General features: G+C 38.8%; 25 protein-coding genes and 1 other RNA gene. 21 read left to right on the top strand and 5 right to left on the bottom strand.

The genetic code is table 11. The features are described from left to right. Window positions 1–85 precede the first annotated feature (85 nt). The 5 genes from rnz (at window position 86) to AC1F25_RS04625 (ending at window position 5221) form a co-directional block, all read left to right on the top strand. Entirely contained in the window at window positions 86–1027 is a 942-nt protein-coding gene (gene rnz / locus AC1F25_RS04645) for a ribonuclease Z (RefSeq protein WP_479994296.1), read from the top strand. Continuing rightward, window positions 1024–1812 (top strand): SDR family NAD(P)-dependent oxidoreductase, encoded by a 789-nt coding sequence (locus AC1F25_RS04640; protein ID WP_479994295.1) that lies wholly within the window; start codon window positions 1024–1026, stop codon window positions 1810–1812. The genes rnz and AC1F25_RS04640 overlap by 4 nt, the downstream gene beginning before the upstream one ends. Continuing rightward, window positions 1813–2256 (top strand): lipopolysaccharide assembly protein LapA domain-containing protein, encoded by a 444-nt coding sequence (locus AC1F25_RS04635; RefSeq protein WP_002309380.1) that lies wholly within the window; start codon window positions 1813–1815, stop codon window positions 2254–2256. A gap of 141 nt (window positions 2257–2397) precedes the next feature. After that, window positions 2398–4695 (top strand): single-stranded-DNA-specific exonuclease RecJ, encoded by a 2298-nt coding sequence (gene recJ / locus AC1F25_RS04630; RefSeq protein ID WP_047937877.1) that lies wholly within the window; start codon window positions 2398–2400, stop codon window positions 4693–4695. A 13-nt stretch (window positions 4696–4708) separates the two neighbouring features. Further along, window positions 4709–5221: an adenine phosphoribosyltransferase gene (locus tag AC1F25_RS04625; protein WP_002295813.1), complete on the top strand. Its 513-nt coding sequence runs from the start codon at window positions 4709–4711 to the stop codon at window positions 5219–5221. A 214-nt stretch (window positions 5222–5435) separates the two neighbouring features. Here AC1F25_RS04625 and AC1F25_RS04620 read toward each other — a convergent pair whose 3' ends face one another. Beyond that, window positions 5436–5654 (bottom strand): hypothetical protein, encoded by a 219-nt coding sequence (locus AC1F25_RS04620; protein WP_002297436.1) that lies wholly within the window; start codon window positions 5652–5654, stop codon window positions 5436–5438. Window positions 5655–5831: 177 nt separating this feature from the next. After that, window positions 5832–6455: a transcriptional repressor LexA gene (gene lexA, locus AC1F25_RS04615; protein WP_002309378.1), complete on the bottom strand. Its 624-nt coding sequence runs from the start codon at window positions 6453–6455 to the stop codon at window positions 5832–5834. 146 nt (window positions 6456–6601) lie between these two features. Between lexA and AC1F25_RS04610 the strand changes: the two genes are divergently transcribed. The 8 genes from AC1F25_RS04610 to AC1F25_RS04575 all read left to right on the top strand — a co-directional run bounded on the left by AC1F25_RS04610 (window position 6602) and on the right by AC1F25_RS04575 (window position 14582). Further along, on the top strand, window positions 6602–6853 hold the full coding sequence (locus AC1F25_RS04610; protein WP_002295816.1) for a DUF896 family protein: 252 nt from the start codon (window positions 6602–6604) through the stop codon (window positions 6851–6853). 101 nt (window positions 6854–6954) lie between these two features. Further along, complete coding sequence (gene tkt / locus AC1F25_RS04605) at window positions 6955–8952, top strand: transketolase (RefSeq protein WP_002313803.1); 1998 nt, start codon at window positions 6955–6957, stop codon at window positions 8950–8952. Window positions 8953–9198: 246 nt separating this feature from the next. Then, window positions 9199–10092 (top strand): glucosaminidase domain-containing protein, encoded by an 894-nt coding sequence (locus AC1F25_RS04600; protein ID WP_479994294.1) that lies wholly within the window; start codon window positions 9199–9201, stop codon window positions 10090–10092. 140 nt (window positions 10093–10232) lie between these two features. Further along, entirely contained in the window at window positions 10233–11159 is a 927-nt protein-coding gene (gene cysK / locus AC1F25_RS04595) for a cysteine synthase A (protein ID WP_002309374.1), read from the top strand. Window positions 11160–11399: 240 nt separating this feature from the next. Then, window positions 11400–11846, top strand: a complete 447-nt coding sequence (locus tag AC1F25_RS04590; RefSeq protein ID WP_002289542.1) for a Fur family transcriptional regulator — start codon at window positions 11400–11402, stop codon at window positions 11844–11846. Window positions 11847–12116: 270 nt separating this feature from the next. Next, the gene (locus AC1F25_RS04585) at window positions 12117–13469 is read left to right on the top strand and encodes an NADH oxidase (RefSeq protein WP_002309372.1); all 1353 of its coding nucleotides are present in this window, start codon (window positions 12117–12119) and stop codon (window positions 13467–13469) included. Between the two features lie 232 nt (window positions 13470–13701). Beyond that, window positions 13702–13989 (top strand): DUF5960 family protein, encoded by a 288-nt coding sequence (locus AC1F25_RS04580; protein ID WP_479994293.1) that lies wholly within the window; start codon window positions 13702–13704, stop codon window positions 13987–13989. A gap of 149 nt (window positions 13990–14138) precedes the next feature. Continuing rightward, window positions 14139–14582, top strand: a complete 444-nt coding sequence (locus AC1F25_RS04575) for a MarR family winged helix-turn-helix transcriptional regulator (protein ID WP_479994342.1) — start codon at window positions 14139–14141, stop codon at window positions 14580–14582. A 2-nt stretch (window positions 14583–14584) separates the two neighbouring features. On the opposite strand, the gene AC1F25_RS04570 is transcribed toward AC1F25_RS04575, so the two are convergent. Then, window positions 14585–15775 carry an MFS transporter gene (locus AC1F25_RS04570; protein WP_479994292.1) on the bottom strand — a complete coding sequence of 397 codons (1191 nt, stop codon included), beginning with the start codon at window positions 15773–15775 and terminating at the stop codon, window positions 14585–14587. A gap of 267 nt (window positions 15776–16042) precedes the next feature. On the opposite strand from AC1F25_RS04570, the gene AC1F25_RS04565 reads away from it, so the two are divergent. Together AC1F25_RS04565 and nth are read left to right on the top strand one after the other, a co-directional pair. Beyond that, window positions 16043–16741, top strand: coding sequence for a DnaD domain-containing protein (locus tag AC1F25_RS04565; protein ID WP_002309366.1), 699 nt, complete (start codon window positions 16043–16045; stop codon window positions 16739–16741). Window positions 16742–16747: 6 nt separating this feature from the next. Further along, on the top strand, window positions 16748–17425 hold the full coding sequence (gene nth / locus AC1F25_RS04560; protein WP_002309365.1) for an endonuclease III: 678 nt from the start codon (window positions 16748–16750) through the stop codon (window positions 17423–17425). Window positions 17426–17441: 16 nt separating this feature from the next. Here nth and AC1F25_RS04555 read toward each other — a convergent pair whose 3' ends face one another. Together AC1F25_RS04555 and recU are read right to left on the bottom strand one after the other, a co-directional pair. After that, window positions 17442–19817 (bottom strand): PBP1A family penicillin-binding protein, encoded by a 2376-nt coding sequence (locus AC1F25_RS04555; RefSeq protein WP_002309364.1) that lies wholly within the window; start codon window positions 19815–19817, stop codon window positions 17442–17444. Next, window positions 19807–20454, bottom strand: coding sequence for a Holliday junction resolvase RecU (gene recU, locus AC1F25_RS04550; protein WP_002309362.1), 648 nt, complete (start codon window positions 20452–20454; stop codon window positions 19807–19809). The genes AC1F25_RS04555 and recU overlap by 11 nt, the downstream gene beginning before the upstream one ends. A 63-nt stretch (window positions 20455–20517) precedes the next feature. Here recU and AC1F25_RS04545 point away from each other — a divergent pair, with 63 nt between their 5' ends. The 6 genes from AC1F25_RS04545 to AC1F25_RS04520 all read left to right on the top strand — a co-directional run bounded on the left by AC1F25_RS04545 (window position 20518) and on the right by AC1F25_RS04520 (window position 25585). Beyond that, on the top strand, window positions 20518–21057 hold the full coding sequence (locus AC1F25_RS04545) for an SLOG family protein (protein ID WP_479994291.1): 540 nt from the start codon (window positions 20518–20520) through the stop codon (window positions 21055–21057). 89 nt (window positions 21058–21146) lie between these two features. Then, window positions 21147–21566: a cell division regulator GpsB gene (gpsB, locus tag AC1F25_RS04540; RefSeq protein ID WP_002309359.1), complete on the top strand. Its 420-nt coding sequence runs from the start codon at window positions 21147–21149 to the stop codon at window positions 21564–21566. Window positions 21567–21587: 21 nt separating this feature from the next. Further along, window positions 21588–21955: RNase P RNA component class B (rnpB, locus tag AC1F25_RS04535), an RNA gene on the top strand. A gap of 157 nt (window positions 21956–22112) precedes the next feature. After that, the gene (locus AC1F25_RS04530) at window positions 22113–23279 is read left to right on the top strand and encodes a THUMP domain-containing class I SAM-dependent RNA methyltransferase (RefSeq protein WP_002309357.1); all 1167 of its coding nucleotides are present in this window, start codon (window positions 22113–22115) and stop codon (window positions 23277–23279) included. A gap of 45 nt (window positions 23280–23324) precedes the next feature. Then, on the top strand, window positions 23325–24821 hold the full coding sequence (locus AC1F25_RS04525) for a carboxypeptidase M32 (RefSeq protein WP_065773152.1): 1497 nt from the start codon (window positions 23325–23327) through the stop codon (window positions 24819–24821). An 80-nt stretch (window positions 24822–24901) separates the two neighbouring features. Next, complete coding sequence (locus tag AC1F25_RS04520) at window positions 24902–25585, top strand: HD domain-containing protein (RefSeq protein ID WP_002313797.1); 684 nt, start codon at window positions 24902–24904, stop codon at window positions 25583–25585. Window positions 25586–26007 lie beyond the last annotated feature (422 nt).

Genomic DNA, 26007 nt, shown 5'->3' with positions numbered 1-26007 from the left:
TTTGAAGCCTTTCTCGACTTACGGTTGATTATCCTATCTTTTTCCCCTAAAATTAAAGAGGAACTTAAAGAAAGTCAGGTAGATTATGGAATTACAATTTTTAGGAACAGGCGCAGGTGTTCCTGCAAAACATAGAAATGTGACAAGCATAGCATTGAAACTTTTAGACGAACGTAATGAAGTTTGGTTATTCGACTGTGGTGAAGGCACGCAAATGCAGATTTTGCGAACGACTATCCGTCCGAGAAAAATCGGAAAAATTTTCATTACACATTTACACGGCGATCATATTTTTGGGCTTCCCGGACTCATCAGCAGCCGTTCATTTCAAGGTGGGGATACGCCATTAGAGATTTACGGGCCAAAAGGGATAGAGGAATACATAAAAGTCTCTTTAGGCATTTCGCAAACACGGTTAAGTTATCCGCTGAAATTCATCGAGTTAAATGAAACAGACCCGATTTTTACTGATCAGCAATTTTCTGTTTATGCAAAAAAACTAAATCATGGAATCGACAGTTTCGGTTATCGTGTGGTTGAACATGATCATAAAGGAGAATTGCAGGTGGATCGTCTGAAAGAATTAGGCATTCCTGCTGGACCACTGTACGGCAAGCTAAAGCAAGGGGAAACGATCCAACTAGAAGATGGTCGGACGATCAATGGAAAAGATTTCGTAGGCCCAAATAAAAAAGGGCGGATCGTGACTATTTTGGGGAACACGAGAAAAACACATAATTCTGTTGTGCTTGCGGAAAACAGTGATATTCTGGTACATGAAAGCACATTTAATAAAGATGAAGCAAGAATGGCGCATAACTATTTCCATTCCACGACTCATCAAGCTGCTGAAGTAGCAAAAGAAGCGCAGGCAAAACGGTTGTTGCTTACTCATATCAGTGCAAGATATTTAGGAAAAGCAGCTCTAGAGCTTGAAAAAGAAGCAAAAGAAGTGTTTGAAAACACAACGATCATGAAAGATTTTGATAGCATTGAGATACCATTTCGTGAGGAGGATGAGGCATGAATTTAGAAGATAAAGTTGTTTTAGTAACAGGTAGTTCAGGTGGTCTAGGCGCGCAAATCTGTTATGAAGCAGCAAAGCAAGGAGCAATCGTTATAAGTTGCGCACGAAGAATGGCATTTGTAGAAGGTGTCAGAGACGAGTGCAGACGCTTGAGTGGCAAAGAGGCTTATGCTTTCAAAGTAGACGTCAGCGATCCTTATAGTGTGGATGAACTATATGAAAAAGTAATGGAAGAAGTTGGACGTGTCGATATTCTGGTAAACAATGCTGGTTTTGGTATTTTCGAGGACTTCCTTACATTCGATCTCGGAAAAGCGTACGATATGTTTGAAGTCAATATCTTAGGAATGATGGTTTTGACACAAAAATTTGCGATCAATATGGCAGAAAGAAGACAAGGACATATTATTAATATCGCCTCAATGGCTGGGAAAATGGCAACTGCAAAATCAACGGTTTATTCTGCCACGAAATTTGCAGTCCTTGGCTTTTCCAACGCCTTGCGATTAGAATTGAAACCACTTGGTGTAGCTGTTACGACAGTAAATACAGGTCCAATCGAGACAGATTTCTTTGACAAGGCTGATCCAAGCGGAAGCTATTTGGAAAAAGTCGGGCAAATCGTTTTAGAACCTACTAAGTTGGCAAAAATGATTGTCCGCAATATGAGACATCCAAAACGGGAAATCAATCAACCGTTTATTTTAGAAGTTGCATCAAAATTTTATACGCTGTTTCCAACGATTGGTGATTATTTAGCCAGCGGAATTTTTAACAAAAAGTAGGTGGAGGAATTGAAAAAGCAAAGCAATGTGATTCTTGGATTTATCTTAGTTTTGATTATTGTTCTTTTTGCTGTATTGAACAATAAAAATGTCCCTGTAAGTTTTGGCTTCACTTCCTTTTCTGCACCGTTGATCTTAGTGATCATCGGTTCTGCGCTGATTGGTGCACTGATCGTATTCTTGACTGCTTCGGCAACACTATGGCAGCAAAAAAAGCAAATCAAGCAGCTGACTCAGGAAATATCAGAATACCAAACAGATCTGCAAAAGAAAATTGAAGAAGCAAAAGAAGAACAGCAACGCGAGTTTAGAAACGAACGCGCGGAGTTGGAAGCTGCTTACCAGGCGGAATTACAAGCGAAAACAACACAAATCAGTCAACTGAAAGCGCCGGAAGAACAAAAAACGCAAGTGCCAAAACAAAGCTTCAATTATTTTGACTAATAGGGATATTTCATAAATGGTCGTATAAAAGATCGGGTCCTGCTGAACATCAGTCTAGCGGATCTGATCTATTTTTATTCTTTCTTTCTGCTTTTTTTTGCTGATTTCCTTTGCTATAATAACTAAGTTAGGAGTGAGAAAGTGAGACAAGCAAATTTTGATTGGAAGTTAAGCGAGACAGAGCCTTCTGAATCCTTTCTCCAAATGATCCGTGAACTGAAATTATCTCCATTTGTCGGTAAGTTACTGTGGCAAAGAGGTTACCATGAGGAAGAGGATATCAACCGATTTTTACATCCAAAGGAACAAGAACTACATGATCCGTATCTGATGCACGATATGGATAAAGCAATCAGTCGAATACAAGAAGCTGTAATCAGTGGAGAAAAAATCCTCGTTTACGGTGATTATGATGCAGACGGAATCACCAGTGCAACGGTAATGAAAGAAACACTGGAATTACTTGGCGCAGAAGTAGAAGTATTTTTGCCAAATCGATTTGAGCACGGGTATGGACCAAATCGATCGGTATACCAAGAAAAGATCGAAAAAGGCATCCAGTTGATCATCACTGTTGATAACGGGGTAGCAGGAAATGATGCAGTAGCATATGCACAGCAAGCTGGTGTAGACGTGATCATTACAGACCATCACGAACTACCTGAGAAATTACCAGACGCCTATGCGATTGTTCATCCTCGTCATCCAGCGGGGCAATATCCATTTCCAGATCTGGCAGGAGTCGGAGTAGCATTCAAAGTAGCTTCTGCATTGTTGGAAGAACCACCTGCAGAATTTTTGGATTTAGTAGCGATAGGAACAATCGCCGATTTAGTTTCATTGACTGATGAGAATCGAATCCTTGTTTCATTAGGAATCGATGCCATCCATCATTCAGAACGGATAGGACTTCAGGCGCTGTTTGAAGAAAGCGGCATAAAAATGAGGGATGCAGACGAAACAACGATCGGCTTTTCGATTGCGCCCAGACTAAATGCCATTGGTCGAATGGGCGACCCGCGACCTGCCGTTTCATTGCTTGCAACGTTTGACGAAGAAGAGGCATCCATTCAAGCAAAAAAATTGAATGAAATCAATGAAGAAAGAAAAGCAATCGTAGAGCAGATAACAGAAGAAGCATTAGCAATGGTCAATAAGGAGAATCATATCCATCTATTGGTAAACCGAGGATGGCATGAAGGTGTTTTAGGTATTGTTGCAGGAAAAATAATGAACGAAACTGGTAAACCAACGCTTGTTCTTACTTTAAAAGAAGACGGATCAGCTAAAGGTTCTGGACGTAGTGTTGAAGCCTTGAACCTTTTTGAAATGCTTGACCAGATGCGAGATCTATTTACTTATTTTGGAGGACATCATGCAGCAGTCGGGTTAACGATGCCAAGTGAAAATGTCACAATACTACAGGAGAAGATGAACCAATATATAGTCGATCGTCAAATCGATTTGACAAGAGGACCTGAATTAAGAATTGATGAAGTGCTACTTCCGAATGAAGTAACAGTAGAGCGTATTGATGAACTAAAATTATTAGCGCCATTTGGTACAGATAATCCTTTACCTCAATTTTTATTTCGGCAAGTCCAAGCAGCGAATGTCAAAAAAATCGGAGCAAACCAACAGCATCTGAAATTTGTCCTTTCCGATGAATCTAGTCAGCTTGATGCGGTCGCTTTTGGTTTTGGAACTCAAGAAGAAGAACTGCTGAATAATCTAGTAGATGTAGTAGGAAAGCTTTCGATCAATGAATGGAATGGACGTAAGAAACCACAACTGATGGTATCTGATTTTGCAGTAGGTGGTCTGCAGGTATTTGATTGGCGGGCAAAACGTTTCCGTGAACAGAGCCGAACATCTGAAGACAGTCTTTATTTAGCTTTTGATTCTTCGACGTTGAAATTCGTGCCGGAGAGCATCCAAGAAACGGCGATTGTTTTCGAAGGAATGGACTTTATACAAGCAGTAATTGAAAAAAGAAAACCGAAATCTCTGGTTATTATGGATTGTCCAGATGATTTAGCAAAGCTGAAAGAAGTCTTTGGGTCTTATTCATTCAATCGTGTTTATCTGATGGGGATTTCACCTGATGAGGCTTATTTGAATGGGGTAGGCACAAGAGAACAGTACGCAAAATTGTTTAAATTGATCCATTCTCAAGAACGAATAGATATACGTCATAAAATAAAAGCAGTAGCCCAATATTTGCATATCCCTGAAAAATTATTAATTTTTATGATACAGGTGTTTTTTGAATTGAAATTTGTTACAATAGAGAACGGTGTTTTACAAAAAGTCGCCAGCCCAGAAAGTCATCCTTTGACTGAGAGCAAATTATACCAGCGGCGGCTAAATAAAATCAAAGTTGAGGAATTTTTGCTTTTGAGCGATATTCCTACCATAAAGAAATGGTTAACAACCTAGGAGGAAACAAAGAGTGGATTTAAAAGATTATATTGCCAGTATTCCCGACTATCCGTCAAAAGGAATTGTGTTCAGAGATATTTCCCCGCTGATGGCAGATGGTGATGCTTATCGGGAAGCTACGAAGCAAATCGTAAATTATGCAAAAGAAAAACGAATTGATATGGTAGTTGGACCAGAAGCACGTGGGTTCATCGTAGGATGTCCTGTTGCTTATGAGTTAGGAGTCGGTTTTGCACCAGTCCGCAAAAAAGGAAAATTACCTCGAGAAACCATCGAAGTGACTTATGGATTAGAATATGGAACAGATACATTGACATTGCATAAGGATGCCATTAAACCAGGTCAGCGTGTGCTGATTTGTGACGATTTGCTGGCTACAGGTGGAACGATCAAAGCGACAATCGAACTGATCGAACAATTAGGTGGTGTAGTCGTAGGCTGCGCATTTTTAATCGAATTGATGGATCTCCATGGACGCGACAAAATCAAAGGATACGACATTATTACATTAATGGAATATTAAGCAGAAAAAGCGATTTATAATTTATAAAGAAGCGATTTTGAAGCGACCCTCAAAAGTCAGATAGGCACTCTGACGCTTGAGGGTCGCTATTTTTTTATAAATGGAGCCAGTCAAAGTCCAGTAAAAGTTCGAAAAAAAGGATGTGACCATTTTTTGTCACACCCTCGTAAAAGTTTAACTTTTTGTCTTTTGAACAATTAGCAGTCAATCCTCATTATGATTGCCTGGATCTGTAGTAGGGTTCATGATAGAAATGATCTTCATGAATTCTGCGCCGCTCAGATTGACGGTACTTCTTTTCATCCCACAACATAAACCACAAAGTAAATAACGGAACAAACACAAGTAAAGCTGGACGTATGCCGAAATTACCAATAATAATACCTAAAAACAAAACAGTTAATACTAAGCCAAGACGTCTCATTGATTTCATGAATTCTCACCTCGTTAATTTATGCGAACAATTGTTCGTATATTTAGTATACGAATATTTGTTCGGTTTGTAAAGAGGGAAGCGATAAAAATTTGAAAGAAGAAGAACTTGGGCGAAAAAAGAGTTTGAGACAATGGTCTCAAACTCGGTTTTAAAAAATTTCTTTTTTAGTACTAATTAATAGATATGACTACGATAAAGCCCTACTACTCGTCCTAATATAGATACTTGATCTAAAATGATTGGTTCGAGTAAGTCGTTTTCAGGTTGAAGACGGAAGTAGTTTTTTTCTTTATAGAATCGTTTGCAAGTCGCTTCATCCTCTGCAGTCATTGCAATGACGATATCACCGTTTTGTGCAGTTTCCTGCTTCCGAACGATCACGTTGTCGCCATCCAAAATTCCAGCATTGATCATACTATCTCCACGAATCGTCAGCATAAAGAGACTGCCTTCTTCAGAAGAAAGATTAGGAGGGATCGGAAAGAAGTCCGAAGCATCCTCTACTGCTAAAATTGGTTCTCCAGCTGTTACTACGCCAAGTACTGGAATAGTTGTTGGACGAATCCCAATCTTTTCTAAACCTTGTTTTGTCAACTCGATTGCACGAGGTTTCGTCGGATCTCTTTGGATAAACCCTTTTTTTTCAAGCCGTGCAAGATGACCGTGAACAGTAGAAGTAGAAGAAAGCTGAACAGCTTCCCCGATTTCACGGACAGTTGGCGGGTATCCTTTTTGGGTTACTTGTTCATGGATATAACGTAAGACTTCAATTTGTCTTGATTCAGTTTGTCGGGCCACAAGGTACACCTTCTTTCACTTGATAAATAAATAGTACCATATAAAAAGCGCTAAATCAAACGAATGTTCGTATTTTATTTAGTTTATCTAGTTGTTTTTTTTTCAGTTTTTATATAATATGAAGGAGAGTAAAAGGAGGGCTGAGCATGCTGTCACCTGAAAAAATAGAGCGGATCAATGAACTTGCACGTAAAAAGAAGGAAAATGGTCTCTCGAAAGCCGAAGAACAAGAACAAATCAACTTGCGTAAAGAGTATTTGGAAGCTTTTCGTTCCGGTATGCGTCATCATATCGAAGGAATGAAAGTCGTCGATCCTGAGGGCAATGACGTGACCCCGGAAAAATTAAAAGAAATCCAAAAGAAAAAAGGCTTACACAACCGAAATGACAACTTTTAGTAAAAAATACTGAAAATGATTGCTTTTTCGTTTGACATCTTATAGAATGAGAGTGTAAGAAATAAAGGTAAAAAAAACCTAAATTAATAGGAGGGGTTATTTTGTTTGACAAAATTGACCAACTTGGCGTTAACACAATTCGTACATTAAGTATTGAAGCAGTCCAAAAAGCAAACTCAGGACATCCTGGATTGCCGATGGGCGCAGCACCTATGGCATATGCGTTATGGACAAAACACCTGAAAGTAAATCCAACGACATCGAAAAATTGGGCTGATCGCGACCGTTTCATACTTTCAGCAGGACATGGGTCAGCAATGTTATATAGTTTACTTCATTTAGCTGGCTATCAAGTGACAATTGATGATTTGAAACAATTCCGTCAATGGGATTCTAAGACACCGGGACATCCTGAAGTCCATCATACAGATGGTGTAGAAGCTACTACAGGCCCATTAGGCCAAGGAATTGCAATGGCTGTTGGTATGGCGATGGCAGAAGCACATCTTGCAGCCACTTATAACAAAGAAAACTTCAACGTAATGGATCACTATACGTATGCAATTTGTGGGGATGGAGACTTGATGGAAGGAGTCTCTCAAGAAGCAAGTTCGATGGCAGGTCATATGAAGTTAGGTAAATTAATCGTTTTATATGATTCAAACGATATTTCATTAGATGGTCCAACTTCAAAAGCGTTCACAGAAAATGTTGGTGCTCGTTATGAAGCATATGGCTGGCAACATATCTTAGTGAAAGACGGAAATGACCTAGAAGCAATCTCTAAAGCGATTGAAGAAGCAAAAGCTGAAACAGATAAACCAACGTTGATCGAAGTAAAAACAGTCATCGGCTACGGTGCTCCTAAAGAAGGAACATCTGCTGTTCATGGTGCTCCTCTTGGTGAAGATGGTATCAAGATGGCTAAAGAAGTTTACGGATGGGATTATCCAGACTTCACTGTTCCCGAAGAAGTAGCTGCCCGCTTCCATCAAACAATGATAGAAGAAGGACAAAAAGCTGAAGATGCGTGGAATGAAATGTTTGCCAATTATAAAAAAGCTTATCCTGAATTAGCACAACAATTTGAAGATGCCTTTGATGGAAAACTGCCAGAAAACTGGGATGCAGAATTGCCAACTTATGAAGTGGGAAGCAGTCAAGCAAGCCGTGTTTCAAGTAAAGAAGTCATCCAAGAATTATCGAAAGCTATACCAAGTTTCTGGGGTGGTTCAGCAGATTTATCAGGTTCCAATAATACAATGGTAGCTGCTGATAAAGATTTTACTCCTGAACATTATGAAGGACGTAACATCTGGTTTGGCGTTCGCGAATTTGCGATGGCTTCGGCTATGAATGGTATCCAACTTCATGGCGGAACTCGTATCTATGGCGGAACATTCTTTGTCTTTGTCGATTACCTAAGACCAGCTGTTCGTTTAGCAGCGATTCAACATACGCCTGTTGTTTACGTTTTGACACATGACTCCGTTGCTGTCGGAGAAGACGGACCAACACACGAACCGATTGAACAATTAGCTTCTGTTCGTTGCATGCCTGGTGTCCAAGTGATTCGTCCAGCAGACGGAAATGAAACACGTGCTGCTTGGAAAGTGGCGATGGAGACTAGTGATGCGCCTACTATCCTTGTATTGAGCCGCCAAAACCTTCCTGTATTGCCTTCTACAAAAGAAGTAGCAGATGAAATGGTCAAAAAAGGCGCATACGTTCTTTCTCCAGCTAAAGGAGAAACACCAGAAGGTATTTTGATTGCAACTGGCTCTGAAGTTGATTTAGCCGTGAAAGCTCAAAAAGAATTGGCAGAAAACGGGAAAGATGTTTCTGTTGTCTCTATGCCAAGCTTCGACCTGTTTGAAAAACAATCTTCTGAATACAAAGAAAGCGTACTTCCTAAAGCAGTGAAGAAACGCGTGGCGATCGAAGCTGCTGCATCATTCGGATGGGAACGCTATGTGGGTACAGAAGGAACAACGATTACCATCGATCATTTCGGTGCATCTGCTCCTGGTGCTAAAATTTTAGAAGAGTTTGGATTTACAGTAGAAAATGTTGTGAATACGTACAATCAATTATCATAGACACCAATCATTGTTTGAATGATAAAGACAGCTGTCTGCAAGTTGGAGGCAGCTGTTTTTTATGTGGTGGTAAGAATAAATCAATGTTACTTTTCGTTTTCTTTTATATTACATTTAAATGACAAAACAAAGAATTCTTCGGATTAGTTTGTGTTTCTTGAGAATTAAAAGTATAATTTAATTAATTAAGTTTGTTTTAAGAAGAGAACTTTTTAGTAAGTTTTTTTATTTTGAGGAGGAATTTGAATGCAAGAGCTGAAGACCCGCAGTGCCCGACACCATAGACCTAAAAGAAACATGGTGATCAATAAAAAAGCGATTGCTCCTTTAATTGGAACGGGTCTTTTAGTTGGGCCGATGATGGTTACAGCGGTACCGCAAAGTGTTCATGCAGATGAACAAGGATCTCAAACAGTTGCTGATCCTCAAGCGTTTATCGATCAAATCGGCTGGTCTGCATCAGAAGTTGCTGCAAGTAATGACTTGTATGCTTCAGTCATGATCGCTCAAGCGTTGTTGGAAAGTGCATATGGTACTTCCGGATTAGCTAGTGCGCCCAATTATAATTTGTTCGGTGTAAAAGGAAGCTATAACGGACAGGTCGTTTATATGGCAACCAAAGAATATGTAAACGGACAATGGGTAACGATGAATGAACCATTCCGAAAATATTCTTCTTATTGGGAATCCTTCCAAGACCACGCAAATGTTCTTCGTTCAACCAGTTTTTCAACAGGCGATTATCATTATGCTGGTGTATGGAAAAGCAATACAACAAGTTTTTATGATGCAACAGCGTACTTGACAGGTCGTTACGCTACTGATCCAGATTATGGAACCAAATTGAACTCATTGATTAATACTTATAATTTAACCCGTTTTGATACACCATCAACTGGTTCGGCGACAACAACAACTACAAGTACAACAACAACAACTACTACGACGACTTCAACGTCATCATCATCGTCGACAACAGGTACGGATACAAATAGTAGTCAAACATATACAGTTGTATCAGGAGATACGCTATGGGATATTGCACAAAAATTTGGCATGTCTGTTGATGATCTAATGGCGAAAAACGGCATGTCCATGTCCAGTTATTCTTTATTAGTCGGACAAGAACTAAACGTGTGATTTAGATAAAAAGGCAAAGAAACGACCATATCTGGTATATCTTTGTCTTTTTTTTACTAGTCAAAGACGAATCACTCGCCAGAAATGAACAGATTGTATTATGATAAGTAGGGAAGAGCAAAGACAAGGAGGAATTGAAGATGACAGCTATCTATAACTCAGTCACCGAATTGATTGGTAAAACGCCAATCGTCAAATTAAATAAACTCGTACCAGAAGATTCAGCAGATGTATTTGTGAAACTTGAGTTTTTTAATCCAGGAGGAAGTGTAAAGGACCGGATTGCTCTAAGTATGATAGAAAAAGCGGAACATGATGGATTACTGAAACCAGGAGATACTATCATTGAACCTACCTCCGGAAATACAGGAATCGGATTGTCGATGGTAGGAGTCGCGAAAGGATATAAAGTCATTATCGTGATGCCTGAGACGATGAGTATCGAAAGACGTTTATTGATGAAAGGATACGGCGCAGAGTTGATTCTGACGCCTGGTGTGGATGGTATTTCTGGATCCATTAGAGAAGCAGAACGTTTGGCAAAAGAAAATGGCTACTTTTTACCATTACAATTTGAAAATGAAGCAAATCCTCTTGTACATGAAAAAACGACTGGTCCAGAGATTCATCAAGCCTTTGGAGTAAATGGATTGGACGCTTTTGTCGCAGGTATCGGGACAGGCGGGACAATCACTGGCGCTGGCCGAGAATTAAAACGTGTGTATCCAAAAATCGAATTAGTAGGGGTAGAACCGGCAGAATCTGCCATTTTAGAAGGAAAAGAAGCGGGTCCTCACAAGATCCAAGGAATCGGTACAGGATTTGTCCCTAAAACATTGGATACCTCTGTATATGATAAAGTCCTTTCCGTGACTGGTGACGAAGCGATGGAAACAGCTAGAGAAGTCGGACGAAAAGAAGGGATTTTAGTTGGTATCTCATCTGGTGCTGCAATTGCTGCCGCATTAAAAGTCGCAAAAGAACTAGGGAAAGGCAAAAAGGTATTAGCAGTCGTTCCCGACAATGGTGAACGTTATTTATCTACAGCCCTTTACCAAGAAATGTAAGTAAACTTGTTTCTCTATAAATAGGTTTATGTGGAAGGCTTTTACAGATGAAAAGAGAAAACACAAAAATCTATGATAAGAAAAGAGTTAGTTGAATAGAGACGTAGAATGGTGAACATGACTGTTTTACGTCTTTTTTTCATTAAAATACAATAAAATTGAATTTTCTTTTCATGTTAAGTGGATTTTAAAATGTAAAAATAGTATGATAGGACGAGAATAACAACGTGGGGTGTTTACATGGAAAATAAGTTAGTCGAAGAGGTTATCGAAAAGTTAAAAAAAGAGAACATTCGAATCACACCTCAACGGTATGCGGTTTTAGAATATTTGATTGAACATCATTCCCATCCAACAGCTGATGAGATTTATAAAGCACTTGAACATCGTTTCCCAAACATGAGTGTTGCGACCGTTTATAACAATCTTCGTCTGTTTACTTCGATTGGATTTGTTCAAGAAATGAAGTACGGCGATGCTTCTAGTCGCTTTGATTTCAGCTCAAAGCGTCACTATCATGTGATTTGCGAAAACTGCGGTAAGATCGTTGATTTTCATTACCCAGGGTTAGAAGATATAGAAATGGCTGCGAGTAGGCTGACTGATTTTGAGATTAACGAACATCGGTTGGAATTGTATGGACTTTGTCCAGACTGTAAAGAATCAGCAAAAAAGGCACAAATGTAAAACAGTTTCTACAAGTGTTACACTTAAAAAAGCTGGCTACGTAAAAAAACGCTAGCTTTTTTTATTTTTTTGTCTTTTATTCACAAGGACAAACGTTAAAGTGAATGTTATCACAATAAGAATCTTGCTAACAATGGATTTCTATGATTGTAAATGAGTAAAACTACAAATAAACCTTTGTGAATTCACAAGCATTAAACTGTTGTATCCGTTTTATTTCTGTTATAGTAATTTTGTCGAAGGACAAAATGTTAATCGGAGGGACCATAAATGAAAGTAGTAGTAATTGGCTGTACTCATGCAGGTACTGCAGCTGTAAAAAGTATTTTAAAAAATCATCCAGAAGCAGAAGTGACAGTGTATGAAAGAAATGACAATATTTCTTTCTTATCTTGCGGTATCGCACTTTATGTCGGCGGAGTAGTAAAAGACCCAGCAGGCTTGTTCTACTCAAACCCTGAAGAATTATCTTCATTAGGAGCAACAGTTAAAATGGAACACGATGTAACAGACGTCGATACAGAAAACAAAACAGTGACGGCAAAAGATCTGAAAACAGGAGAAACAGAAACGGTTTCTTATGATAAATTAGTAATGACAACTGGTTCATGGCCTATCATCCCACCGATTAGTGGAATTGATGCAAAAAATGTACTCCTATGCAAAAACTACAACCAAGCAAATGAAATCATTGCACAAGCGAAAGAAGCAAAACGTGTAGTAATCGTTGGTGGTGGGTATATCGGTATTGAATTAGTCGAAGCTTTTGTCGAATCTGGAAAACAAGTAACATTGATTGATGGGTTAGATCGCATCTTGAACAAATATCTAGATAAACCATTCACAGATATCCTAGAAAAAGAATTGACAGACCGTGGTGTCACTCTTGCATTAGGTGAAAATGTTACTGAATTCATCACAGATGAAGAAGGAAAAGTGAAACAAGTAGCTACACCAACAGATACATTTGATACAGATATGGTCATTTTATGTGTGGGCTTCCGTCCAAATACAAAACTGATCGAAGGAAAAGTAGAGACACTGCCAAACGGGGCAATCAAAGTAAATGAATACATGCAAACAAGTGATCCAGATATTTTTGCCGCTGGAGATTCAGCAGTAGTCAACTACAATCCAAGTGGCACACAAAACTATATTCCTCTGGCAACAAATGCCGTGCGCCAAGGATTGCTTGTAGGAAATAACTTGACAGAGCATAAAATGGCGTATCGTGGGACTCAAGGAACTTCAGGACTTTATCTCTTTGGCTGGACGATTGGCTCGACAGGAGTGACCAAAGAAAGCGCAACATTGAACGATCTAGAAGTCCAAGCAACGGTATTTGAAGACAATTATCGTCCAGAGTTCATGCCGACTACCGAAAAAGTAATGATGGAGTTAGTTTATGAAAAAGGCACAAATCGTATCGTTGGTGCTCAGTTCATGTCTAAATACGACATTACGCAATCAGCAAATACTATGTCTTTAGCTGTTCAAAATAAAATGACTGTAGAAGATCTTGCTCTTTCAGACTTCTTCTTCCAACCACATTTTGACCGTCCTTGGAATTACTTGAACCTACTTGCACAAGCAGCGCTAGGCGAAATCGAAACAGCACAATAAAGAAAGACAGACGAGAGCGGTTAGGAAAAAGCTGTTTAGTTTTGACTAAATACCGTTTATTTTGGAAAAAGGGTTGTGACGTATTTTTTGTCACGACCCTCTGTCTTTTTGTGAAAAGTACAATTAGTTGTCTTTCTTCGCATTTTTTGTCACAATAAGCAACAAAGATAAAGTTGTTACGTAAAAGAACAAGCAGTTTTACTTGAACTTGAAAAGAAAGGTGAGAAAGAAGATGAATAAAGAATATTTTGTCCAACAAGATGCATTTTTAGAAGATTATAAAAATGTTGCGAAGGAGTCGACGATCAATATAGATGAGTTGGCGGAGCAAGTGCTCTCTCAATTGAATGAAATACAAGAGGAATATTATACGATGCCAGCAGAAGATGCGAAAGATAATGCTTCTCATCGTTTTCCTTTCAGTCGGCGTATCTACTCAGATGAAAATGACGGCACGTTGAATACGGAGTACACATATGAAGGACAGCCGTATGAACTAGAAACAGAAGATGATGTTTAAACACCGTTTATTCGGAAAAAGGGGTTATGACATTTTTGTCAAACCCCTTTTTTCTTGATTTCATTCTCTTTTTTACTACAAAAATCCTTTTAACTTTGTTGTTTAGGAAACAAAAAAATAATATAATGAAAGAAAAAGAAGGTGTAGAAATGGATAAAAGACAGCTGCTAATAGAAGAATATCTGGATTTAGCTAATGAGATTATTCATCGTAATAAACCAGAAATGGAAAAAGAATTTGCAGGATTTACGCTAAATGAACTAGAAGTGATTGAACATATCGGGAAAATCCCTGATCCTAACGTGACAAAATTAGCGAATGCTAGTTATATGACTAGAGGAGCCATCAGTAAGCTAACAAAAAAACTGATAGCCAGAGGGATCATAAACACTTATCAAAGCGAAGAGAATAAAAAAGAAATCTATTTTCAATTGACGCCAATCGGACAAAAAATAAAGAATAGACACGAGCAACTACATCAAAAATGGGTCCAGCGAGATGCTGCTGTATTTGAAAATATGTCAAAAGAAGAATTTGACATAGTATTTCGTTTTATCGGTCGATACAGAGAATTTATACGGAGTAGCAAATGAAACTAATGTTTTATATTGTAATAATAATAGGCAAAGATTATAAGCAAAAACCCGAATATCGTCGGAAGAACTGGTGCTGCGGCATAAAGCTGTCCTGCGATTAGCGGGCCGATGACGCGCGATAGAGATTGTATACTTTGGGTACCGCCCATTACAAGACCTTGCTGGTTTTCTGAAACAGAATTGGATAGTTGGCCATTGAATACAGGAGTAAAAATAGAATCGCCGAAACCATAACAGATAATCCCAAATAAAAACAAAACCGGCAGTAGAAGAATTCCAGATAATGTGATGAATAGATAGGCGAGGATTTCACTGCACATTCCTATTCTTGTGATCTGCTGTTCTGAAAATTTTTTGAGCAATCGAGGCATAATGAATAATTGCGAGACAATATCCAAGATTCCAATCAAAGAGAAGCTTAAACCAACCAACCCCGCTTTCCACTGAAAGGTGTCAATCGAAAATTGAGAAAAGATAGATTGCAGAGAGCCAGCCGCTAACCAAACAGCAAAACCGACTGTCAATAAAGGAATAACGGATGAAATCTTGAATAATTGTTGTAATTGGTGAAAAGGTCTTACATGGGAGAAACTTAAATCTACTGAACGTTTTTTTTTTATTGGAAGGCTTTCTTGCATAAATGTGTAGCCATAAACGGCATTTAAGAAAGTAAAGAGTGCTCCAATAAATATAGGAACAGAATTTCCCAATTCAGCTAATAGACCACTTATAATAGGACCAAGCGTTGTTCCTATACCGACTAAAGCACCCATCCATCCAAAAACTTTGGTTCTTTCATTAGGTTCCGTGATGTCGGCAAAGTAAGCATATAAGGTGGAGATTTCTCCTGCTGTCAATCCTTCAATGATACGACCAAGGAACAACATCCATATCGAATTTCCTAAACCAAAAATCAAATATCCAATACTTGATCCTAATAAACTGATAATAAGGATCGGACGACGCCCGAAATGATCACTTAAGCTACCGAGAATGGGGGCAGATAAGAAGGCAGCTAGAGCATAAACAGACATGAGCAAAGTGATATAGAAAGCTTGCTGATGTGCGGAGTGGGAATAAGGAAGCACTAAAAAAGGAAGTACAGGACTGACGATAGTAAATCCTAATCCAGTGAATAAGACAGAAATATATCCAAAAACTTTAGAATGTTTATTTGTGAAACTGAACATTTAAAAAACTCCTTTATACAATAATGTTAACTCGGAAACAAAAAAAGTGTACAGTAATTTTGTTTCCTTGTCAACATTATGAGGAGCAGCGAAATCTACTTGACTTATTTATTCCGAAAAGTGAAAATGCACATCAAAAAAATAAACAAACAAAAATCAAGTAGACGACACTATAAATCTGACCGATCAGTGAAGCAATAGAAAAGAAACCTGTTCTTGCTTCCCATGTTTTTTTTACGTATACTGTGATTGAGCGGAGGAGAAATCATGTTGAATTTAGAAAAATACTTAAGCGCTGGACAAACAGTCATATCTAATCTTTTACTTAAAAATTATCATAGGATCGGTCTGCAATCTGAAGAATTTTTATTTGTTCTACAGTTGCACATGGCACAGCTTGAAGGAGATACTTTCCCTGATTTGCAGATGATTGCTATAGATATGGGAATCAAACAAGACCAGATTTTTCAAATACTGGATCGTCTCGTAACAAATGGATTTATCAAGATAGAAACGACGATTGTCAATGGTAAAAAAGCAGATCGATATAATCTTTACCCTATTTATGATCAATTAGGTGAGTATTTAAAAACACAAGAAAAAAAATACGAAGAAAAAATACAAGAAAAAGAAATCCAGTCAGTGTATCAATTATTTGAACAAGAATTTGGACGCCCGCTTTCTTCGATCGAGTTCCAGCGGATTGGTCAATGGCTAGAAGAAGACCATTATCAGCCGGAAATTTTGAAGCTAGCACTACGGGAAGCCGTATTGAATCAGGCTTATAGTTTTAATTACATTGACCGCATTTTGCTATCGTGGGAAAGAAAAAATCTACGTACAAAACAGCAAGTAGAAGAAGACCAAAAACGAAGGAAACAGCAACTTCTTCAAAGAGAAGTAGAACAGCCGACTCAACAAGAAGAATTGCCAAAAGTTTCGCTGAAAAATTGGTTGGAGGAGTAGCAGAATATGTTAAGCAAACAAAAGACGATGGAAGCTCTAGAAACGATGTATGAAATGTTCCCAGAAGCACACGGAGAACTGAAACACAATAATCCATTTGAGTTATTGATTGCAGTGATCTTAAGTGCCCAAGCGACAGATGTATCAGTAAATAAAGCAACGCCAGATTTGTTTGCCTCCTTCCCGACACCTGATGCATTAGCAGATGCTTCAATCGATGAAATCATCCTCAAAATAAAAACGATTGGTTTGTATCGTAACAAAGCAAAAAATATCAAAGCGTGTGCGCAGCAGCTGATTGAACGTTTCGACGGACAAGTACCAACGACAAGAGAAGAATTGATGTCTCTTCCTGGCGTGGGCAGAAAAACGGCAAATGTCGTATTAGGAGATGCATTCGGGATACCAGCAATCGCAGTAGATACCCATGTTGAGCGTGTTTCAAAACGACTGAGGATCTGCAAACTAGATGCCTCGGTCATGGAAGTAGAAGAAACACTGATGCGGAAAGTGCCGCAAGAATTATGGGTAAAGACACATCATACACTGATTTTTTTCGGTAGATATCATTGTACAGCAAGAAATCCTAAGTGTGAGGTGTGTCCTTTGCTATCAATATGTCAAGATGGGAAAAATCGGATGCGCCTAAAAGAAAAGACGCTAAAAAAGAAACCACGCCTGTAGACGTGGTTTCTTTTTTCTATCTGTTTCCAGAAGCTGAGGTGCTACTGGATGGTGTATGGTCATTTGCAGCATCCGCTTCGCTAGTTGCTGGTTCACTGGAAGAAGGAAGAGTAGATGAAGACGGCGTCGAGCTTTCTTCAGATGAAGAAGAAGGAACCGTCGTTGATGACGCTGGCTCACTTGTCTCTGCTGTCGTGCTTTCTGTTGAGGACTCAGCGGTTGATTCACTTTGACTAGTAGAGCTAGTTTGAGTCGTCGTCTCTGTTGTTGAGCTTTCAGGAGCCTGGACATAGCTGGAAGAAGGAATAGTTGTTGATGGCGCAACTGTATTTGATTTCACTGTATATTGATCCTTATAGTACAGTTCACCGCCCACACGAATCAAACCGCTTGGCATCTCCCAGTCTGTATTTGTCACGTTAGCTGAAACATATTGCATAAGCTCGCGATAAACATCAGAGGCCACGTGTGACGATTCTGAAGTGACAGGTGTCATTTTCTTGTTGTAACCTGTCCACACGGAAATCGAATAATTTGGTGTATAGCCCGCAAATAGGATATCTGGATATACACCAGAAGAAATACCAAGTTTCGCATATTCGTCATCTGTATAATTTGATGTTCCGGTCTTACCGGCTTGATATAACCCAGCGATTTGCGCATTCGTACCAGTACCTTCAGTGATTGTATCTTTTAAAATGTCTGTGATCATATAAGCTGTTTCTGGAGACATGGCTGTTTTTCCATCAGGTTCATAAGTTTCTTCTGTACCGTCTTGGAAGACGATTTTATTAACATATTGAGGTTTGTAATAGGTTCCTCCATTGGCGAAAGCCGCATAGGCTGCTGCCATTTTTAAGGAAGAAGCTCCGTATTTTGTCCCATCTTGTTCTTCCGTATTACTAGAGATCGCATTCGATTGATGGATCGTGCTGTATTCGATCCCAAGATTTTTTAAGAAAGAAGCCACTTTATCTGAACCGACTTCATTGAATAATTTGACTGCTGGAACATTACGGGATAAGTAAAGTGCTTGGCGTAAAGTAATGGTGCCCATATATTGATTATCCCAGTTTCCTACAGGAGTAGAAGTGCCTTCATAGTTATACGGCGCATCAGTGATAGTTTTTCCAGTAGAATATTTCAAATATTCAAAAGCTGGTCCGTAATCTGTGACAGGTTTCATCGTAGAACCAAAATCACGGGAAGTATTCACTGCTAAGTTGTTGCCTAAAGTCACGTCTTCTGCGATGTGACGCCCGCCAATCTGGGCTTTGACTTTCCCAGTATTTGTGTCGATAAGCGTGGAGGCAACTTGCATCTCGTCGTCTGGATAAGAGACATACTGATCCGTATTGACGATATCATATAGTTTCTTTTGAGCATCCAGATCCAAATTCGTATAAATCTCTAAACCGTCTGTGTAGACATTCTTATCTGTTTTTTCTTGTACTTCATTGATGACTTCTTTGACATAATTATCGACGATCTTAGTGTTGTCATCAGATTGAGTTAGCTCTTGCAAACCATCCGTTACCGGTACATTGACAGCTTGATCATATTCTGTTTGAGAGATTTTTTCGTTTTGAAGCATCGTATACAAAACAGTATCTCGTCTTTTCTTCGCCTGATCGGGATAAACATAAGGATCATAGGCAGAAGGGGCTTGCGGCATTCCAGCAAGCAATGCTGTTTGTGGTAAAGAAAGTTCTGATAGTTTCTTACCAAAGTACATCTCAGAAGCTGTTTCCATCCCGTACAAACCATTTGACATGTACACTTTATTTACGTAGTAGGTCAAAATTTCTTGTTTCGATTTTTTCTGTTCCAATCTTACAGCCATCCACGCTTCTTGAGCCTTACGTTTCAGGGTCTGATCCTCGGCGCTGGTGGAGAAGAAGGACAGTTTGATCAATTGTTGTGTCAAAGTACTTCCGCCTTGTAGACCGCCAGAGGTGAAATTAGAAAGGGCAGAACCGATGATCCGAATAGGGTCAACCCCGATATGTTTATAAAAACGCCGATCCTCTACTGACACGATCGCATCTTCCAATGTTTTCGGTAATTCATTTGCAGAAATCTTTTCTCGCTTTTCCGCACCTAGATCTTCGAATAATTCGCCATCTTGTGTATATAATTTGGAAGATACGGTAGCGTCCAATTTTTTATCTGTCAATTCGGGTGCATCTTTTGCGTAATACCAGAACAGTCCTACACCTGCTAAAAAGAGGATACAGAAAAACGAGAGGATGCCTAAAAGGATTTTAATAAATAATCCTTTTTTATGTGGTCCAGAAGTCTTCCCAGAACCTTTGCCAGAATTCTTCTTCACACTCTTTTTAGGAGTAGGCTGTTTCTGTCGTCTAGAGCTTCTAGTTTGTTCATTTGCCATTCTTGCTTTCTCCTTCAATAGATAATGTTGATAAATAGAAGTCAACCGCGTCCAAATAAGGAATCCGCGGAGAAATACCAGTTTTGATCTCTATTCCTAGTTCTTCGATCAATGATAAAGGCAGTGATTTGCGTCCTTTTTCCTTTTGAGCATCCCAGTAAGCAATCAAATGAACACTATTCAAATAAAAACAGCGTTTCAATGTCGAAAACCATAATAAGACAAAGCAGACTCCTTTTTGTTCGAGGCATGCTTTCATGTGTTCGATTTGATGGGCATGGAAGTTTTTAAAGGGAAACGATGTTTTGTTCTTGGTTTCTTTTGCTTCAAAGTCCAAGTAAAAGCCTCGATAGACGCCATTATAGTCTGTGGTTGAGGCTTGGGTAAAGTAGGCTTCTTTGATTACAGCAGCGCTTCTCTTAGGATAGTCTACTTTCACGATTTGGATAGGGGTAGGCTTTTTATGGATAACTGCCAACCCGCGGGAAAGATAATACTCATTACTTTCATTGATTGCTTCTTCAAAGCGCATCCCCCGATTGCCGAATTCGGTGATTTGTTTTCTTTTTTCTTGAATTTTTTCGACGGGAGAGGCATTCTTATAATAAGGTTGGCCGTTTGGATAGCGCAATACCATCTTTAATCACACTCCTAGGCCACATTATAGCAAAAAAGCAGATAGAAAGAAAAGGAATCTGAGATGGATAAGTCAAAAGTAATCTATGTGTCTGGGTATCGAAGTTTCGAACTCGGTGTTTTTAAAGAAAATGACCCTAAAATCCAAGTTGTTAAAAATGTTTTAAAAAGGGAACTCCGACAGTTAGCAGAAGAAGGGGTGGAATGGGTACTTGTCAGTGGGAATTTGGGCGTTGAACTATGGACCGTGCAAACAGTAGCGGAATTGAAAGAAGAATATCCGGAACTTTCCATTGGTATTTTGTATCCTTTTGCTGATTTTGGTAATAACTGGAATGAAGGGAACCAAGAGAAAAAACAATTAGCAGAGCAATTAGCAGATTATGTCGAAGCTGTTAGCCATCAACCCTACCAATCACCTAGTCAGCTAAAGAATCATACTCGTTTTATAATTGAACATACAGTAGGCTGTCTGCTGATCTATGATGAAGAATTCCCTGGGAAAACGAAGTATTTTTTTGAAGATGCACAGAATTACCAAGCGGATCATCCCTACGAAATTCGGCTGATCAGCATGGACGATCTTCAAAATTTTAGTGAATAATCGATATTGTGTTTGATTTATCAACTTTTTTCCTATACAATGAAAAAGGTAGAAATGTTATTACGTAAATGAAAACTAGAGGTGTAAATATGGCGAATTTGGTTTATAGTCCTAAAGACATTTTACAACAAGAATTCAAAACAAAAATGCGCGGCTATGATCCCGTTGAAGTTGATGAATTCTTAGACAATATCATCAAAGATTATGAAACTTACAGCAAAGAACTCCTTGCTTTACAAGAAGAAAACGATCGATTGAGTGCAAAAGTAGCTCAATTATCTAAAACTCAAGGAGCAGCTCAAACACGTGTGCAGCAAACAGAAGTACCGAAGAGCGCAGCAGTAACCAATTTCGATATCTTAAAACGCTTGTCAAACCTTGAACGTGAAGTATTTGGTAAAAAGCTTGATCAACAAGCAAGTGCAGTTAAACCAGCACAACCTAATCCAAATAACTACACAAATGCAGATACAAGCTTAGATGATAATGAAAAAACACGTCAATTTTAATTTTTGACTAATGAATTTGCGGTTTTCGGGTAATCGCGGTCTGACTTGATCAGGCTGAGGAAAGTCCATGCTCGCACAGGCTGTGATGCCTGTAGTGTTCGTGCTTAGCGAAAACATAAGCTAAGGTACTCTTTGGAGTAACGGCAGGAAAACAAGCTAAGGCTTCGGCTATGCTTAAGTATCCTTGAAAGTGCCACAGTGACGAAGCGGCTGGGGAAACCCATCCGGTGGAACGCGGTAAACCCCTCGAGCGAGCAACCCAAACAATGGTAGGGGCGCTTTTTGTTTGGAAGAAGAACAAGACAAAAAGGCAGTACAACTGCAGATAGATGGTTACCACTTTGCTTTTTCTCCCTGGAAAAGCAAAGTACAGAACATGGCTTATAGAAAACCGCAAACATCAGGGAATAAGGTCGTGACAAAAGTATTTTGTTCTTATTACAAAACAGACTTTTGTGTCACCGGTTATTCGGAGTTTGAGTAAAAGCGTGGGGTAGGACTGACTGATGTCCCACCCCCCTTTTTTTATAAATAAGGAGATTATGTATGGAAAAAAACAGGAAATTCAACCTCGTCGCAACTGCGGCAAGCGGTCTCGAAGCACTGGTTGGTAAAGAATTAAGAGATCTTGGAATTGAATGCCAAGTTGAGAACGGACGTGCACGATTTGAAGGAACAATGGAAACAATCGCTACAGCTAATTTATGGTTACGTACAGCAGATCGAGTAAAAATCGTGGTTGGGGAATTCGATGCGTATACGTTTGATGAATTGTTTGAAAACGTAAAAGCATTGCCTTGGGAAGATTTTCTTCCACTAGATGCAGCTTTCCCTGTAGCTGGAAAATCAATCAAGTCGAAACTATATAGTACGCCTGATTGCCAGGCAATCACAAAAAAAGCAATCGTTGAACGTCTTCGCACGTATTATCATCGTCCAGCTTCTGTTCCGCTGACGGAAACAGGCGCACATTTCCAATTGGAAGTAGCTTTGCTGAAAGACCATGTGATGCTAACTTTGGATACGACAGGACCAAGTTTATTCAAACGTGGTTATCGCTTAGAAAAAGGTGGTGCACCATTGAAAGAAAACATGGCGGCCGCGCTTGTGATGCTGACAAATTGGCGGAAAGATCGTCCATTTTATGATCCTGTATGTGGTTCAGGTACGCTTTGTATTGAAGCAGCCTTAATAGGCCATAATATCGCACCAGGATTCAATCGTGAGTTTGCTTGCGAATCTTGGGACTGGTTCAGTCAGGAAATCATGGAAAATGTTCGATCAGCTGCAGAAGAAAAAGCAGATTATGATATTGTATTAGATATTACTGGTTCAGATATCAATGGACGAATGATTGAAATTGCCAAAGCCAATGCTGAAGAAATCGGACTAGGCTCTTCGATTGTCTTTAAACAACAAGCAGTGAAAGACTTCAAGACAGATAAAGAATATGGGGTCATCGTTGCTAATCCGCCATACGGAGAACGACTAGGAGAAGAAGAAACCGTTCGAAAATTATATAAAGAAATGGGCGATGTATTCCGTCCATTAAAAACATGGAGTAAATATATCTTGACTAGCGACTTAGCGTTTGAGGAATTTTACGGACAAAAAGCAACCAAAAAAAGAAAATTGTATAATGGTGCTTTGCGTACGGATCTGTTCCAGTATTGGGGAACTCGTCCGCCTAGAAAAAAAGAGAAAGACGAATAATCTGACTAATTGATTCATTCAATTGGATATTTGGAGGAATAGGGAATGAAAGAAAAAGAATTTTTACAAGAAGTAAAAGAAATCAATCTTCTACAACAAGCTTTAGGAATCCTCGATTGGGATACACAAACAGGTATGCCAGAAAAAGCTAGTGAATACCGGAGTGAAGTAGATAGCTATCTTTACAGTATTTATTTTTCAAAAAAGATCGGTCCAAAAATTAAAGAAGCCATTCGCTATTTTTCTGAACATCCGGAAGAATTATCGGAAGTCGGAACGTCCGTTTTTGACAAAGTAAAAGAAGAGTATGATTTAGAACATCGCGTACCGGAAGATCTCATGAGAAAATATACAGCTGCTGTTTCTTCCGCTCATGGTCAATGGCAAAAAGCTAGAGAAACACAACAGTTTTCTGATTTTCAAGAAGCATTGAACCAAAATATCGAATTGACAAAACAATTGATACCTTATTGGAAAAAAGAAGAAAAGACAGATTATGATGTTCTACTTAACCAATATGAACCTGGGATGACTGTTGAAATCCTCGATAAGGTATTTGATCAACTCAAAGAAGGAATTCTTACGATCCGCCGTGCGCTCCAAGAAAAAGGGACGGAACCTGAAACAGACTTCTTAAATCGGAGAATGACAAAGGAACAACAGAAGAGATTTGTAGTAAAAGTGATCGAACAACTTGGTTATGATTTTAGTCGTGGTCGTCTAGATGACACTGTCCACCCATTTATGACTGGAATCAATCCAAATGATGCACGGATCACGACACGCTGGAACGAAACAGATTTCAAAATGGCTGTTTTTGGAGTGATCCACGAGGCTGGTCATGGAATGTATGAACAAGACATCGATGATAAATATGCTTATACACCGGTTTATCAAGGCACATCAATGGGTATTCATGAATCACAATCGTTGTTTAATGAGATCATTGTGGGAAGTAGTCGCAGCTTCTGGAAAAAGCAATATCCTTTCTTCCAGGAATGTGCAGAAGGAACATTCGATGATATTCCTTTTGACAAGTTTTATCGTTCATTGAAACATACACAATCAAGTTTGGTTCGTATCGAGGCAGACAGTTTGACTTACCCTCTCCATATCATCATTCGTTATGAAATCGAAAAAATGATTTTCAATGAAGGCGTAGGTGTTGCTGAATTACCTGAAATATGGAATCAAAAATATGAAGAGTATCTGGGAATACGACCAACAAATGATGTGGAAGGTATCCTACAAGACGTTCATTGGTCAGGTGCAAGCTTTGGTTATTTTCCATCTTATGCATTGGGGTACATGTATGCGGCACAATTACTTCATTCTTTGCAGCAAGAAATAGATGTGGAAAATGTTCTAGCGTCAGATGATTACTCTCCAATCAAAAATTGGATGTCAGAGCATATCCATCAATATGGTGCATCTAGAAAGCCAAATCAATTGATTATGGATGCAACGCATGAACCACTTAATCCGCAATATCTGATCGATTACATGAGAGAGCTATATTTCAATGTATATCAGGTAAAATAAAACCTATTTATAAAGATAGCTGGAATTCATCTAATCGATTAGATGTTTTCAGCTATTTACTTAAGAAAGAAGTGGACTGGATGGATAAATTACAAGTAATCGCTGATTATAGCATGGAAAAATTAGCACATGATCAAACGGGACATGGAAGCGATCATACCAAAAGAGTCGTCAAGCTAGCAGAGAGAATTTTGGATACGGAACCGCAGGCAGACCGTTTTGTGACGCTTGCAGCAGCTTACTTGCATGATACGATTGATGATAAAGTCGTTAAAGATGAGAACGAAGCAAAGCAACAACTTCGTGTATTTCTTCGCTCTTTGCCAATCACAGAGGAACAGATTTCAATGATTTTTGCCATTATCGAAAATATGTCCTTTTCTAAAAATCTCTCTGAAGCAGTCGAACTATCTTTGGAAGGGAAGATCGTTCAAGATGCTGATCGTATCGAAGCGTTAGGAGCAATCGGCATTTTGCGAACTGCTTATTTCGGTGGAGGACATGGACACCCGATTTTTGATTCTGAACTGTATCCACAAACATTCAAGGATAAAAAAAATTACCGAAAAGGCACGACAGTGATCAATCATTTTTATGAAAAACTGTTCTTGTTGCCTGATAAAATGAACACTGATTACGGATACAAAGAAGCCAAACGTAGAGAAGGCTTTATGCGTGAATTTTTAGAAGAATTTTTTCTAGAGTGGTCTATTGACGATCCATCTTTCACACCAGAAAATTGGATCAAAAATAACAAAAAATGATGGAGATTGTGACCGAGGAGTTGGCAGGAGAACACCGTTTATTCGGAAGAAGGGACTGTGATAAGACGTTTATCACAGTCTTTTTTCAAATTCAATATAAATGTTTTGTGAAAAAATGATCAGATAATAAGATTAAAAATTGCTGATAAATAAAGATGAAAGCTTTTTGCTTATTTTTTTATTTTTTATTGGTCTATGCGATAAATAGTTTAAAAATTCAGAATATACTAGATTTTATCTAGCTAGCTTCCAACAATGGTTTTGTTGTGTTTTCTTTCTAGGTAAATCAATATACCACCATTATTTAAAAGTTAACTTTTCATACTATCCAAGTTCTTGGAAAGTAAAAAGATGCAGTAAATAAAAAATATGGTTAAATAACTCTCATAATTAATGTAAGCGTTACCAATCGTGTGGCATAC

The organism is Enterococcus sp. M-BR2 (genome assembly GCF_056612775.1).
This window is presented reverse-complemented; position numbering and strand designations above follow the sequence as displayed.

Excerpts from the sequence above, each read along its gene's own strand:
- rnz (WP_479994296.1), top strand. The coding sequence starts at position 86 with ATGGAATTACAATTTTTAGGAACAGGCGCAGGTGTTCCTGCAAAACAT.
- AC1F25_RS04640 (WP_479994295.1), top strand. The coding sequence starts at position 1,024 with ATGAATTTAGAAGATAAAGTTGTTTTAGTAACAGGTAGTTCAGGTGGT.
- AC1F25_RS04620 (WP_002297436.1), bottom strand. The coding sequence starts at position 5,654 with ATGAAATCAATGAGACGTCTTGGCTTAGTATTAACTGTTTTGTTTTTA.
- AC1F25_RS04610 (WP_002295816.1), top strand. The coding sequence starts at position 6,602 with ATGCTGTCACCTGAAAAAATAGAGCGGATCAATGAACTTGCACGTAAA.
- AC1F25_RS04600 (WP_479994294.1), top strand. The coding sequence starts at position 9,199 with ATGCAAGAGCTGAAGACCCGCAGTGCCCGACACCATAGACCTAAAAGA.
- cysK (WP_002309374.1), top strand. The coding sequence starts at position 10,233 with ATGACAGCTATCTATAACTCAGTCACCGAATTGATTGGTAAAACGCCA.
- AC1F25_RS04590 (WP_002289542.1), top strand. The coding sequence starts at position 11,400 with ATGGAAAATAAGTTAGTCGAAGAGGTTATCGAAAAGTTAAAAAAAGAG.
- AC1F25_RS04585 (WP_002309372.1), top strand. The coding sequence starts at position 12,117 with ATGAAAGTAGTAGTAATTGGCTGTACTCATGCAGGTACTGCAGCTGTA.
- AC1F25_RS04580 (WP_479994293.1), top strand. The coding sequence starts at position 13,702 with ATGAATAAAGAATATTTTGTCCAACAAGATGCATTTTTAGAAGATTAT.
- AC1F25_RS04575 (WP_479994342.1), top strand. The coding sequence starts at position 14,139 with ATGGATAAAAGACAGCTGCTAATAGAAGAATATCTGGATTTAGCTAAT.
- AC1F25_RS04570 (WP_479994292.1), bottom strand. The coding sequence starts at position 15,775 with ATGTTCAGTTTCACAAATAAACATTCTAAAGTTTTTGGATATATTTCT.
- AC1F25_RS04565 (WP_002309366.1), top strand. The coding sequence starts at position 16,043 with ATGTTGAATTTAGAAAAATACTTAAGCGCTGGACAAACAGTCATATCT.
- nth (WP_002309365.1), top strand. The coding sequence starts at position 16,748 with ATGTTAAGCAAACAAAAGACGATGGAAGCTCTAGAAACGATGTATGAA.
- AC1F25_RS04555 (WP_002309364.1), bottom strand. The coding sequence starts at position 19,817 with ATGGCAAATGAACAAACTAGAAGCTCTAGACGACAGAAACAGCCTACT.
- recU (WP_002309362.1), bottom strand. The coding sequence starts at position 20,454 with ATGGTATTGCGCTATCCAAACGGCCAACCTTATTATAAGAATGCCTCT.
- AC1F25_RS04545 (WP_479994291.1), top strand. The coding sequence starts at position 20,518 with ATGGATAAGTCAAAAGTAATCTATGTGTCTGGGTATCGAAGTTTCGAA.
- gpsB (WP_002309359.1), top strand. The coding sequence starts at position 21,147 with ATGGCGAATTTGGTTTATAGTCCTAAAGACATTTTACAACAAGAATTC.
- AC1F25_RS04530 (WP_002309357.1), top strand. The coding sequence starts at position 22,113 with ATGGAAAAAAACAGGAAATTCAACCTCGTCGCAACTGCGGCAAGCGGT.
- AC1F25_RS04525 (WP_065773152.1), top strand. The coding sequence starts at position 23,325 with ATGAAAGAAAAAGAATTTTTACAAGAAGTAAAAGAAATCAATCTTCTA.
- AC1F25_RS04520 (WP_002313797.1), top strand. The coding sequence starts at position 24,902 with ATGGATAAATTACAAGTAATCGCTGATTATAGCATGGAAAAATTAGCA.